Raw genomic sequence first — 12,728 nt, 5'->3', positions numbered from 1 at the left:
TTGCAGTTTGATTTCTGAACTTTATATTCCTGACGAGAGTGATCCATCTATGTTGAAATTTATAGAGTAGGGCTAACTCTGCTTTGATAGAGTTGAAGTGATCATTTAATTAGACCTGGCTTCTGAGTACATGAGCCAAAATGACTACGTAAACCCAGTTTAACCACTGTTAACTTTTAGTTTGAACAATTAAGTATTCAATGCAAAAATTATGCGAAAGGTAACTATTGAAACCATAAGTCTTCTTTTAGTAGTTCTGTTTCTCTATACTGCTGTTTCTAAGATAATTGATTATAGTAGTTTTAAAGCTACAATTGGACAATCACCCTTATTGGCAAATATCTCTGGATTTGTCGCTTTCAGCGTTCCGCTGGTAGAAATAGTTCTGACCGTTTTACTATTAGTTCCTAGAACTAAGGTTATTGGATTGTATGCGTCTTTCACGTTGCTAGTTATGTTTACTGCTTATATTATTGTTATATTGAATTTTAGTGATAGGATTCCTTGTTCATGTGGTGGCGTTATTGGTCAAATGGGCTGGACAGCTCATGTTTTTTTTAACATTGGATTCGTTTTGTTAACTGGTGTCGCAATAGTTTTAGGTAATCATGCGCATCCCAGAAAACAAGCAATTTTCTAGATAAAAATTGTCGCGACAATAACTGCCAGAATTGCAAGTCTGACAGTACCAGTTTGATGATTAGCAAACTGGCCGATTCTCCTCAATTATCATCGGAGGATTTAGACGAAAAACCCATATTTCTTAACCAAAGTTTTTCAATTGCTTTTTGATTCTAAAAAGCAGTATGTAACCATGAAAAGTATAAAGATAACTATGACAGCGTTAGCTGTTGTGCTTGCAGTTGGAGCTGCTTTTGCTTCTAAATCCGGTTCACTGTTACCCACCGATTTATACGGTAAGTTGCAAGCTGATTCTCCTTGTGTTCCTCTTTGTTCTACTATTGAGGGTCCCGCTTGTAACCAAATTCCGTTTGACGGAAAGGTTTATGTTGAGAATGTGGATAATCCTTGCACCACAGAATCTTTGCAAACTCGTTTTCAAAGAATTCAATAATTGTTCAGTCGGATGGGGAATCCCATCCGACTTTTTACTTAATAAGAAAGAGTATGAATCTTTTACTGGTAAAGTTACTGGCGTGCCTGGTGTTTGGAGTGATAGTTGTCTTCACATTATACACTCTGTATTCTTTTAGTAATAAGGAAAATGGATTTAGTCGTGATATAAAGAGAGGCATTGTTGAGCAAATAGCTGTGAAGGAATCGAAACATGATGGATACTATCTGGCTGGCATGTGTGATTCAGGTATATTTATTGCGAACTATTACTTGTCAGAGGAGATTCAGCGTATGAATTTTGGGCTTGAAGTTGTTGATAGTTTTAAAGTTCATGTTTCTGATTCCATTAAGATTGCTTGGAAAGCAGTAAAGATATTTGTTGAATATCCCGATGTTTATCTTGTTGAGGGTATAGAACCCTCTATTATCACATGTAGATTACCTAATCTTGATTGTTTTTCAATCAATTATTCAGCTCCAAAATTTGAAAGTGCGGTGCCAGTTTCAAAGTCATCAATTGTAATGCGGAAGTATTCGACTAGAGTTAATAGAAATATATTGGCAAAAAAAAATGCATTTGAGAGTAGCACTTATGAGAATGAAAGTTTGCTAAGTATACAAGGTGGAGGAAATTTTTCCATCGATGGAATGCTTCGGTATGATAATGGTAGTAATGAATTAGCTTATATATATTACTATCGTAACGAATATTTATGTCTTGATACAAATTTGAATTTAGTCCGAATAGGGAAGACGATCGACACTATTCGTAATGCGCAAATTGCGATTGATACTATTAAAGGCGAAAACAGAGTGACATTTACCAAGCCACCAAAATTTGTAAATAAACTGTCATGCGTGTCTGATGGATATTTGTATATTAATTCTGCGCTCAAGGGAGATAATGAGTCCAAGAGTGTGTTTTTAGATAATTCGGTTGTTGATGTATATTCGTTGGCCGAAGGAAAATATGTATTGAGTTTTTATTTGCCAAATTACAAAGGGCATGGATTAAGAGATTTTAAGGTTCATAATAAGATATTAACTGGTTTCTTTGGGAATTATCTGATTGAGTATGGCTTGTCTTTTTAGTGCATCACCTGCACTAAGATTGTTTTTTAGGTCGTTGGTGAGTTTCATGTAGATGATATCTCATATCATGTGTCTTTTTTGTAATGAGTGATTTGGGTTAAATAGGAAGGGCCAATACTTTATTTAACACTGAAAGTATCTTGTCGCTTTGTAGGGGGGCTGTACCCGAATAGAGATGTCCCTGCTTATCAATGATGATGATTCTCGGTACAGCATTTATATTGTAGAAGTCTGCCAATGGATGATTGTATCCTTTCCCTTCTGTATAGAGATTAATGTTCTTCCAACTGCTATATAATGTAATTTCTTTCAACCATCTGTCTCTATCTTCGCCCGTTGATACAGCTATTACGACAAGATCTTGTTTATTCAGTAATTGTGGATAGACAACTTTTGTAAAGTTATTTTTAAATGTTATGCATGCACTGCAACCGGGGCCATAGATGTCGAGAAGGACCACTTTCCCTTTGAAGTTATCTAACGTAACGTATTTCCCTTGTGGGTTGGGTAGGGAAAAGTTATATGCTTTTTTTCCGCGTACGGTTGATTGTGTCATCACAGATAGAAGCTCTTGATACTTAGTCTTGGTTATTATCTTTTCCGCCTGTTGAAGGCAATACTCAAAATCAGTTGGGTCAATTCCTTTGAATAGAGTATAGTGGTCTGCACCATTAATCAAAGCGTACATTATCAATTTTTCTTTTATTTCAGAACGATTATTGTTTATTATGTAGGCAAAGAGGTCTTTAAATGTCATTTGCTGTCCCCCTCCATTTATTATTAAGTTGAATTTATTCTTTTCATAGAGGAAGTCTGAATAGCCCACCGATTCCACAAGTATATTATTCGACGCCGGTGGTGTTTTAGACAAGATTTTACTAAATGCTGTAAGGCATAGCTGTTTCATAGTGCTATCACCGGATGACCAAATATTTAGTAAGTTTTTGCAGGCGTAGTAGTATTCTTCACCTATCAAATCAGCTTTTATAATAGAGTATGCGATTGGAGACAGCTGATCCACTGTTTTATCCAGAACTAATAAAGAACTTCTTATTATTGAGTCGGCACGAGACAAAACAGAATCCGGATTGGGAATTGATAACCTTTGCTTTGCTAAGTATTTCGATCTAATATTATACTTGGCTTGGCCAATACCAATGTAGGAGGATTTGACATTCGATTGACTCTCGAACTTGAAAAGACCTAGCACTGAATCGCCAGGCTCTACCAGTTGGTGACTCATTAAAATATACCTACTTCTTTTTTCACGTATAGAGATTCTGCATGTTCCCGATTTCAATGGTAGTTCAAGTCGAAATTCTCCTGACGGTGACAAGGGCATATCAAATTCCAAGGCTCCTCCCTTGACATGACCATAAATATGATCCGTCCAAAAGTAGATTTTCAGTGTATCCCAGTTTGGATGATAGCCATCTAGTTTCCCCCCTATAAAAGTGGTATTTTCTCTATTTTTTGGATACTTCGCCATGCCGCTTGTTAAGAGATTGTTATTCGTTTCAGACAATTCCTGACTTACTCCATTTTGCGAAAAGACAAAGTGGCTGAAACACATTGATAAAATGAGCGATATATATTTTTTTTTCATGAGATCACATTTGTTCATAGATAGGCACCCTTGCCTTTTTGTTCTTGAATGCAGCACTTGGTTTCTACTACTGTGCAGCAACGAACAGCGAAAACTGAAAAGGTTAGCTGTTGGCGACTATCATATATCTATCAAAGAAGATAGATAAAGAGGGAAAAAGGGTGAAAGAGATAGTTTTTTTTTATTAAGGGGAGTTGGATTTTACTTTTGATTGACTTGTGAATTGCGATTGTTAACTCTGAGCTACGTTTTATGATTGAATGGATTGATATTCGATATTCTCTGATCGCTATAGAATAATATCGTCCTGATTTTGTCCAAATTCTGTTACCTTGAGTACTTATATGACCAAATACCACCTCATCCTCCTAACAACCCTCATCCTCACCGTCACCATCCTCTCCCGGTGCCAAACCCGCCCGCCCAAACCCGCCGACCCCCGCGGCCCCCTCTATGCGACAGCCCCCACCTGCATCACCTGCCACAAAGAGATCTACGAGTCCTATGCAGGAACCGCCCACGCCAACACCTCATCCCTAAAAACCCCGGACACCGCAGCCGATAATACCTTCCATTTCGGGAACAACGTTGCCGTAAAAATGGAAAAAGAAGACACCATCCTCTACCAAACCGTCTACACCAACGGCCGCCAAACGGAGAAACAGCCGGTTGACATCACCATCGGTTCCGGCAGAAAGGCGCAAACATATTTGTATTGGAAGGAGGGGCAGTACTTCCAGTTGCCTATTTCCTGGTTTGTACCGGCAAAAAGCTGGGCCAACAGCCCCGGTTTCCCGGCAGATCACCCCAAGTTTGACCGTATTATCCCCAGCACCTGCTTCGGCTGCCACAGTTCCGCCGTAACGGTAAAAGACGAGATATCCGGCGTGCAAAAGGTGGAAAAGTTCGAAAAGCGGGAAATGATAGCCGGCATAGACTGCCAGCGCTGCCACGGCCCGGCCGCGGAGCACGTGAAATACCATACGGAACACCCGGAGGTGAAGGAAGCCCGCTATATGGTCACCATAGATACCCTGAGCAACATGCGGCAACTGGATATGTGCGCCCTCTGCCACTCCGGCCTCAAACCCTTCCAGAAATCCCCCTTCGCCTTCAAACCGGGAGATGCCCTGGCGGAATACCTGCTGCCCACGGTGCCTTTCCCGCAAAAACCTTCGGAAATGGACGTGCACGGCAACCAGTACCAACTGCTGGCGGCCAGCCAGTGCTTCATCCAGAGCCGGCAAACCATGAACTGCTCTTCCTGCCACAACCCCCACGTAACGGAGCGCACGGATATGCAGCTGTTCTCCCAACGCTGCATGAGCTGCCATCAGCCGGAAAGCCACAACTTCTGCACCAATAAGGCCCTGCCCGCCAAAACCCTGCAGCAGAACTGTATAGACTGCCACATGCCGGCACTGCCCTCCAGCTCCATAGCCCTGCTCACCAACGGCCAGAAAAGCCCAACACCTGATTCTATCCGCACGCACCTGATTGCGGTATACAACAAATTGCCATAGCCACCTCACCCAACCAGCAGCTACACAACAAATTGCCATGACCGCCTCACCCAACCGCAGGTATCAAACAAATTGCCACCACCACCTCACCCAACCCGCAGCCGCACAACAAATTCCCGCACCCTGCTCATTCAACCCGCCCAATTAATCATCCTGCCCGGCCACATTGCCCGGTTTTTGGTAGCTTTATTGCTGATATGTACCGATTCTTATGCATGCTGCTGCTGGCCTGCCTGGCCGCTCAACCGTCATGGGCCGATAAGAAAAACGAAGAGTTGTGCTGGGGCTTCGTTCACGCGGGTAATCGGGCGTTGTGGCGTTATGAACCAACACAGGCCTGGGAACAATACCACAAGGCGCGGCTGATAGCCCTGGAGCTGGAAGATGACTTCCTCTACGCCCACTCCCTGCTGGGGCTGGGCCAGGCTATTTGGTACACCGGCCGGTTCCACGAAGCGGCTGATACGGTAAGGCTGAGCGTGAAGTATTTCCGCCGCGCCCGCGCTAAAATGGACCAGGCTACCGCCCTGCGTATATTGAGCAACATCTATGACGATATTGGTGACTATGAGTCAGCCTTCAAAACCACAACGGAAGGGCTGGAGCTTTATAAAGGCAGCAAAAACAACTTCAATTACGTGCTCTCCCTGGTGCAGATGGGCGCCCTCTACCGCAGCATGGGAGATTTTGAAACGGCCCTGGCCTACTACCGCCGGGCGGAGCAGCTGGGCCCCACCCGGGCGGAGTACCCCTACCGGGAGCTGTACCACCGCATGGGAGAGCTCTACGCAGCCATGGGCCGCACGGAAGAGGCCAAAGGTTTCTACGCCAGGGCGCTGGAAGGCAACGCCGGCCGCAAGCTGGTGCGCATGCGCCTGGGCAACCTCTACCTGCAGGAAAAGAATTACGACCTGGCCTTCCGATACTTCGATTCCTTACACAAGGAAGCCCGCCGCATCACAGACATCAACATCATCATTGGCAGCATGCTGGGCCTGGGTAAAGTATACCTGGTGCGCCACCAGTTGGACAGTGCGCTGAAAATGACCTACGGCTCCCTGGAACAGTCTTCCCAGGGCGGCGCCCGCCAGCCGCGCCAGAAAGCCTATGAGCTGCTGGCGGAGATATACGAAGCAAAAGGAGACAACAGCAGGGCGCTGGCCTACCATAAACAGCAGGAGGCCCTGAAAGACTCCATCGTAACAGATAATTTCAGGCGGAAAATGTTCAGCTTCCGGCAGGAGGCGGAGGCGGAAAGGCTCAAAGGCCAGCGCAACGTGCTGGTGCTCTGCATTGCCGGGGTATGCATACTGGGCCTCTTTGCCTTCTTCATCATCAGCCTCAGGTATAAGAACGAAAACCTGAGCCTGCAGCAAAGGGCGGCGGAGCTGGAAATGAAATCGCTCCGGGCGCAGATGAACCCGCATTTTATCTTCAACTGCCTCAGCTCCATCAACCACTTTATTCTCAATGAGGAGAGTGACAAGGCGTCTGAATACCTTACCCGCTTCTCCCGCCTCATCCGCACCGTGCTGGTGAACGCGGGGAAAACCACCGTTACCCTGGAAGAGGAGCTGGCCATGCTGCGCCTTTACCTGAACATGGAGCAGCTGCGGTTCAAGGAGGCGTTTGACTACTCCATTGAGTTTGAACCGGGCGTGGAACCTTCCATGATATTTGTGCCGTCTTTCATTTTACAGCCCTTTTGCGAAAACGCCATCTGGCACGGCCTGCTGCATAAAGACGGCAAGGGCCGCCTGAGCATCCATTTCAGCATGAAAAATGATGTGCTGGTATGTACTATCAAAGACAATGGTATTGGCCGGGAAAGGGCGGCGGCCTACAAGTCTGCCCCGGTAGAAAAGGTGGCCTCCTTCGGCAACCGGCTCAGCGCGGAAAGGCTGGCGCTGTTTAACGATGACCTGTCTGGCGCCTCCTTCGTAACGGAAGATATCAGGAACAGCGAGGGGGAAGTAGCGGGAACTTCGGTAATTTTAAAGATCAAAAACAAACAGGTACATGATTAACGCGGTGATCGTAGACGATGAGCACTATGCTTCCCAGGCCCTGCTTACCTTGCTCAAAAAACATTGTCCTGATGTAACGGTAATGGCCGTATGCAACAACGCCAAAGAAGCCGTGAAGCTCATCCGTGACTTGCAGCCGCAGCTGGTGTTCCTGGACATTGAGATGCCTTACCTCAGCGGTTTTGAAGTGCTGGAAATGCTGCACCCGGTTTCATTCGACTGTATCTTCACCACCAGCTATGACCAGTACGCCATCAAGGCCATCCGCTTCAGTGCGCTGGACTACCTCCTGAAGCCGGTAGACCCGCAGGAGCTGAAGGCGGCAGTGGCCCGCGTAACGGAAAAAAAATCAGGTTCCCTCCAGCAGCAAATGGAGCTGTTGCTCTCCCGCTTCCAGCAGCTGCAGCCGGCCAAAGTAGACCGTATTGCCCTGCCCACCCTGGAAGGGCTGCAGATCATACCGGTAGATTCCATCCTGTATTGCAGCTCCAGCAGCAACTACACCATTTTCAACCTCACCGGCAACCAGAAGCTCATCATTTCCCGCACCCTGAAAGAAATAGAAGAAATGCTGGAAGAGCACCACTTTCTCCGCGTACACCATTCTTATCTTGTGAACCTGAAAGAAGTGCGCAAGTACAACAGGGGAGAGGGCGGCAGCCTGCTGATGAGTGACGGCGCCAGTATAGACGTATCCCGTTCCCGCAAGGAAATGCTCCTGAAAAAGCTGCAGCCGGGTAAATAAGGCTGCAACGGCTCACCCGTTCCCGTCAACTGCTCAATGCTTGTTGGCCGCACCTGCGGCCTGCCATAGTTTTATGGTATGAAAGCAGCCTGCACCGCCATTCTTGCCTGTTTATACCTGGCCGTTCCGCCGGAGGCTGCTGCGCAGCGGAAAGACACGGTCAGAACGTTGAAAGAGGTGAACGTATCTGCCCGCCGCCCCCTGGTAACCCGCAAGGCAGACCGCTACATCATCCACATAGAGAACAGCGCCCTGGCCAACGGGTATAACGGGCTGGACGTGCTGCAGAAATCTCCCGGCCTCTGGGTAAGCCCTGACGGTAACATACGCATCAGCGGCACGCAGGCGGTGACGGTGATGATCAATGACGTGGTGCAGCGCATGTCTGGCCCGGAGCTGGCGGAATACCTCAGAACGCTCCGCTCTGAAGACATTGCCAAAATAGAAGTGATGGCCAACCCGCCCGCGGAGTTTGAAGCGGCCTCGGCAGGGGGCATTATTCATATCATCTTGAAAAAAGGCCGCCAGCAAGGTATAACCGGCACCGTATCCGCCATGTACAAACAACAGGGTAACAAACCTTACGCGGGCGCGGGTATTTCTGTGGACTACAAGCTGAAGAAACTGTACGCCTTCGGCGGTTTCAACTACATCAGGGACAACAGTTTTTATACCGGCTACACCGCTACAGACTATGCGGACAAAAGCCGAATTTATTACTACAACGAGCGGGACAATAACAACCGCCGCGCCCAGTACCGCGGCGGGCTGGTGTATGATTTTTCCGCCGCCCACAGTCTCACCCTCCAGCACAACGGCAGCAACAGCCGCCTCTTCCAGCGTTTTTATTCTGATATAGATTATAACAAGCCTGGCGGCCCCGTTACGGGCAATGCCTTTACGGAATGGGTCAGAACGCCGCGCTTCGGCAGCTCTACGCTCAGTTATGCCTGGAATATGGACACCCTGGGCTCCTCCCTGAAGGTGATAGCAGACTTTTCCCAGGCGGACAAGGAAGAGACCAATACCCTGGTTTCCCGCTATAGTGATACGGCGCTGAGCGGGGGCATCCGCACGGCTACGCCCAGCGGAACGGACATGTACAGCGCCCAGGCAGACTATACCCGTGCCTTCCGCAACAAGTCTGCGGCCCGCACGGGCATCAAGTACGTGAGAATAGACCGGTACAATACCATCAACGCGGAGAACGATGCAGGCACAGGCTGGGAGAAAAATACCGGCGGCAGTGATGATTTTGAGTACCGCGAGCAGTTGCTGATGTTTTACGGCTCTTATGAGAAACAGATCAATAAAACAAGCATAAAGGCGGGCTTGCGGGGAGAACAAACCTGGTCCCGCGGTCATTCTCTCATTACGGGAGAAACCATCTCGCGCAACTATTTCGGATGGTTCCCGTCTTTATTTGTAGATCACACCTTGCAGGAACAAAAGGGCAATTCCATTCACCTCAACTATTCAAGGCGGGTAAGGCGGCCGGCGTACAACGACCTGAACCCCTACCGCCTGCAGGTGAACGATTTTGCGCTGCTGGCAGGGAACCCGAATTTGCAACCCCAATACACACATAGTATACAGGCAGGTTATACCTGGCACCGGGAGTACACGGCAGACCTATATGTTAAAGCTACCACTAACTATATAGCGCAAACTGCCCGCACTATTCAGGAACGTGTAATTGAGCACATGTCAAAGAACTACCCCGGGCATACCGAGGCAGGATTGTCTTTGAGCGCGCCTTTTACCATCCTCAAAAACTGGCGCACGGATAACGGCTTGTTGCTATATTTTGCTACCACGGAAATAGATGAGGTACGGATCTCCCGTACCTCTATTTCTTTCAAATCCATGCACACCTATACCTGGCAGAAGGTGGCAGACCTTGACCTGTACATGGAGTACAATTCGCCTTTCATAAGGGATAACTCCCGCATGTCGGAGATCTGGTACGTAGACCTGGGCATGTCCCGCAGGATTTTGAAGAACAAGGCCCGCGTACGCCTCAGCTTTACGGACATCTTCAACACCTTCCGGGAAAAGAACATCACGGAGTTTGCCGGTACCACGGTTGACTTCTACCAGAAAAGGCCCACCCGCACGGCCGCCATTTCCTTTATGTGGAACTTCAGCGCGGGCAAGGCGTTTACCAAAAAGCGCATAGACGCCAATAATTCTGATGAAAAGAGCAGGATGGGGAATTGACCTGTTATGAAGATTTGATTTGTTTGTTTAACTTGTACAACCCGCCGCACCGGCCGGAAAATTTCACGTTAAACCACCTTCATGGAACGCCGCTCTTTCATCAAACATGCCGGCCTGCTTACTGCGGGGCTGGGGCTCACGGCCGCTACAGGGGCAATGCCCGCACCTTTCGCCGGCGCCAACAAACTGCCCGCCTGGAAAGGCTTCAACCTGCTGGATTTCTTTTCGCCCAACCCCGCCCGCTCACGGCCCCTGACGCCGGAAGACCATTTCCGCTGGATGCGTGATTGGGGGTTTGACTTTGTGCGCATTCCCATGGCCTATCCCAATTACCTGGCCATTGACCACAGCAAACGCATTACGCCGGAGGAAGTATACAAGATAGATGAAAGCCGGGTGGAAGAAATTGAAAAGCTGGTGCACATGGCCCACCGCTATAACATGCACGTGAGCCTCAACCTGCACCGCGCGCCGGGCTACTGCATCAACGCGGGTTTTTATGAGCCTTACAATTTGTGGAAAGATGAGGAGGCGCAGAAAGCATTTTATTTCCACTGGAATTTCTGGGCCAGACGTTTCCGTTCCGTACCGGCCGCAAAGCTCAGTTTTGACCTCGTGAACGAGCCGGCCATGCGGGAAGATATGAATGACCAGCACTCCCGCGCCACCACCGTGCCGGGGCAGGTATACCGCAAGGTGGCCAAAGCCGCTGCGGAAGCCATCCGCAAGGAAAACGCGGAGCGCATTGTGATCGCAGACGGTAATAATGTAGGCACTACCGTGATACCGGAAATTACAGACCTGGATATTGCCCAGAGCTGCCGCGGCTACTATCCGGGCAAAATATCACATTACAAGGCGCCCTGGGCCAACAAAAGCGTAGACAACCTGCCGGAGCCGAAATGGCCGGGGCAGGTAGGGAATGAATACCTGAGCCGCGCCATGCTGGAAAAACACTATCAGCCCTGGATCGAGCTGGTGAAAAAAGGCGTGGGCGTACACTGCGGAGAGTGCGGCTGCTGGAACAAAACACCGCACGCCGTTTTCCTGGCCTGGTTCGGAGATGTGCTGGACATCCTGGGCAGCAACGGCATCGGCTTTGCGCTCTGGGAATTCAGCGGAGACTTTGGCGTGCTCAACTCCCGGCGGGAAGATGTAGTGTATGAAGACTGGTACGGGCAGAAGCTGGACAGGAAGCTGCTGCAATTGCTCACCAGAAAATAGATACGGCCCCGGGAACGGGGCCGTTTGCCTTTATAAATTCCACGTTTAATGAAAAAAGATCTATAACCTGTGTGAAGAATGTCTAATGTATGCTTGCATGCAAAGTTCCGAATGTTTAAAACAAGGGGATAGTACAATTGTACTTTTTTAACAACCGTCGCGGCCATTTTTGTATTTTCATTGATATGAAAATCGTCTTCTTCTCCGCCAAACCTTACGACAAAACTTTTTTCAACCGGGAAAACGAACAATACGGCTTTGAGCTGGAGTACCTGGAAACCCACCTGGGCCCGCATATTGTCAATGCCGTAGATAATGGCACGTATGCCGTATGCGTGTTCGTGAATGACAAGCTGACCGCGGAAGTAATTGAAGTGCTGGCAGTCAAAGGAGTGAAAGTAATAGCCCTGCGCTGCGCGGGTTTCAATAATGTGCAGCTGGAGGCCGCCAAAAAACACGGCATCCGCGTATGCCGCGTACCGGCCTACTCCCCGGAAGCCGTAGCGGAGCATGCGGTGGCCATGCTGCTTACGCTCAACCGTAAAACGCACAAGGCGTATAACCGGGTGCGGGAGCAGAACTTTGCTCTTCACGGACTGCTGGGCTTTAACCTGCACGGTAAAACGGTGGGCGTGGTAGGCACCGGCAAAATAGGCCGCGCCTTTTGCAATATTATGCTGGGCTTCGGCTGCCGCGTGCTGGCCTTTGACCCTTACCCTGATGCCACCCTGCAGGCACAGGGTGTGGAATACCTGCCTTTTGAAGAGCTGCTGGCCGCGTCAGACATCGTTTCCCTCCACTGCCCGCTGACGCCTGAAAACAAATACCTTATTGATCAAAATGCCATCCGGCAAATGAAGAAGGGCGTTACCCTGATCAATACCAGTCGCGGTGCGCTGCTGCATACCAACCATGTAATAGAAAGCCTCAAATCCGGCCACATTGCCTACCTGGGCATTGATGTGTACGAGCAGGAGGAAAAGCTGTTCTTTAAAGACCTTTCCGCCAGTATTATTGAAGACGATATGATACAACGCCTGATGAGCTTCCCGAACGTATTGGTAACCGGCCACCAGGCGTTTTTCACGGAAGAGGCGCTGCAGCAGATAGCGGAGGTAACCCTTCGGAATGTAGATGGTTTGAGCAAGGGGAATGAGCCGGGCAGGGATGTGCTGCTGGCGTAAGGCCAGGGCCCCATACTGCGGAGATATATA

Annotated in this window: 10 protein-coding genes; 9 read left to right on the top strand and 1 reads right to left on the bottom strand. The window is 48.6% G+C overall.

Annotation, left to right across the window (positions count from 1 at the left end; genetic code table 11):
* Positions 1-211 precede the first annotated feature (211 nt).
* The 3 genes from ABDW36_RS13370 to ABDW36_RS13360 all read left to right on the top strand — a co-directional run bounded on the left by ABDW36_RS13370 (position 212) and on the right by ABDW36_RS13360 (position 2,169).
* Entirely contained in the window at positions 212-640 is a 429-nt protein-coding gene (locus tag ABDW36_RS13370) for a MauE/DoxX family redox-associated membrane protein (RefSeq protein WP_343702410.1), read from the top strand.
* A 174-nt stretch (positions 641-814) separates the two neighbouring features.
* A complete protein-coding gene (locus ABDW36_RS13365) occupies positions 815-1,075 on the top strand; it encodes a DUF6520 family protein (RefSeq protein ID WP_343702409.1) in 261 nt (86 codons plus the stop codon).
* Between the two features lie 53 nt (positions 1,076-1,128).
* Positions 1,129-2,169 carry a hypothetical protein gene (locus tag ABDW36_RS13360; protein ID WP_343702408.1) on the top strand — a complete coding sequence of 347 codons (1,041 nt, stop codon included), beginning with the start codon at positions 1,129-1,131 and terminating at the stop codon, positions 2,167-2,169.
* Between the two features lie 97 nt (positions 2,170-2,266).
* Here ABDW36_RS13360 and ABDW36_RS13355 read toward each other — a convergent pair whose 3' ends face one another.
* The gene (locus ABDW36_RS13355; protein WP_343702407.1) at positions 2,267-3,775 is read right to left on the bottom strand and encodes a thioredoxin family protein; all 1,509 of its coding nucleotides are present in this window, start codon (positions 3,773-3,775) and stop codon (positions 2,267-2,269) included.
* A 332-nt stretch (positions 3,776-4,107) separates the two neighbouring features.
* Here ABDW36_RS13355 and ABDW36_RS13350 point away from each other — a divergent pair, with 332 nt between their 5' ends.
* The 6 genes from ABDW36_RS13350 to ABDW36_RS13325 all read left to right on the top strand — a co-directional run bounded on the left by ABDW36_RS13350 (position 4,108) and on the right by ABDW36_RS13325 (position 12,698).
* Positions 4,108-5,298: a multiheme c-type cytochrome gene (locus ABDW36_RS13350; RefSeq protein ID WP_343702406.1), complete on the top strand. Its 1,191-nt coding sequence runs from the start codon at positions 4,108-4,110 to the stop codon at positions 5,296-5,298.
* Positions 5,299-5,495: 197 nt separating this feature from the next.
* Complete coding sequence (locus tag ABDW36_RS13345; protein WP_343702405.1) at positions 5,496-7,325, top strand: histidine kinase; 1,830 nt, start codon at positions 5,496-5,498, stop codon at positions 7,323-7,325.
* On the top strand, positions 7,318-8,070 hold the full coding sequence (locus ABDW36_RS13340; protein WP_343702404.1) for a response regulator: 753 nt from the start codon (positions 7,318-7,320) through the stop codon (positions 8,068-8,070). The genes ABDW36_RS13345 and ABDW36_RS13340 overlap by 8 nt, the downstream gene beginning before the upstream one ends.
* A 78-nt stretch (positions 8,071-8,148) precedes the next feature.
* The gene (locus tag ABDW36_RS13335; protein WP_343702403.1) at positions 8,149-10,290 is read left to right on the top strand and encodes an outer membrane beta-barrel family protein; all 2,142 of its coding nucleotides are present in this window, start codon (positions 8,149-8,151) and stop codon (positions 10,288-10,290) included.
* Between the two features lie 81 nt (positions 10,291-10,371).
* Positions 10,372-11,514 carry a cellulase family glycosylhydrolase gene (locus ABDW36_RS13330; protein WP_343702402.1) on the top strand — a complete coding sequence of 381 codons (1,143 nt, stop codon included), beginning with the start codon at positions 10,372-10,374 and terminating at the stop codon, positions 11,512-11,514.
* Between the two features lie 185 nt (positions 11,515-11,699).
* Positions 11,700-12,698 carry a 2-hydroxyacid dehydrogenase gene (locus ABDW36_RS13325; protein ID WP_343702401.1) on the top strand — a complete coding sequence of 333 codons (999 nt, stop codon included), beginning with the start codon at positions 11,700-11,702 and terminating at the stop codon, positions 12,696-12,698.
* The last annotated feature ends 30 nt before the right edge of the window (positions 12,699-12,728 follow it).

It is taken from the genome of Chitinophaga sp. (assembly GCF_039596455.1).
Lineage (GTDB): Bacteria > Bacteroidota > Bacteroidia > Chitinophagales > Chitinophagaceae > Chitinophaga.
This window is presented reverse-complemented; position numbering and strand designations above follow the sequence as displayed.

What these genes read in the sequence shown, in the direction of transcription:
- ABDW36_RS13370 (WP_343702410.1), top strand. Translation starts at nt 212, where the DNA reads ATGCGAAAGGTAACTATTGAAACCATAAGTCTTCTTTTAGTAGTTCTG.
- ABDW36_RS13365 (WP_343702409.1), top strand. Translation starts at nt 815, where the DNA reads ATGAAAAGTATAAAGATAACTATGACAGCGTTAGCTGTTGTGCTTGCA.
- ABDW36_RS13360 (WP_343702408.1), top strand. Translation starts at nt 1,129, where the DNA reads ATGAATCTTTTACTGGTAAAGTTACTGGCGTGCCTGGTGTTTGGAGTG.
- ABDW36_RS13355 (WP_343702407.1), bottom strand. Translation starts at nt 3,775, where the DNA reads ATGAAAAAAAAATATATATCGCTCATTTTATCAATGTGTTTCAGCCAC.
- ABDW36_RS13345 (WP_343702405.1), top strand. Translation starts at nt 5,496, where the DNA reads ATGTACCGATTCTTATGCATGCTGCTGCTGGCCTGCCTGGCCGCTCAA.
- ABDW36_RS13340 (WP_343702404.1), top strand. Translation starts at nt 7,318, where the DNA reads ATGATTAACGCGGTGATCGTAGACGATGAGCACTATGCTTCCCAGGCC.
- ABDW36_RS13335 (WP_343702403.1), top strand. Translation starts at nt 8,149, where the DNA reads ATGAAAGCAGCCTGCACCGCCATTCTTGCCTGTTTATACCTGGCCGTT.
- ABDW36_RS13330 (WP_343702402.1), top strand. Translation starts at nt 10,372, where the DNA reads ATGGAACGCCGCTCTTTCATCAAACATGCCGGCCTGCTTACTGCGGGG.
- ABDW36_RS13325 (WP_343702401.1), top strand. Translation starts at nt 11,700, where the DNA reads ATGAAAATCGTCTTCTTCTCCGCCAAACCTTACGACAAAACTTTTTTC.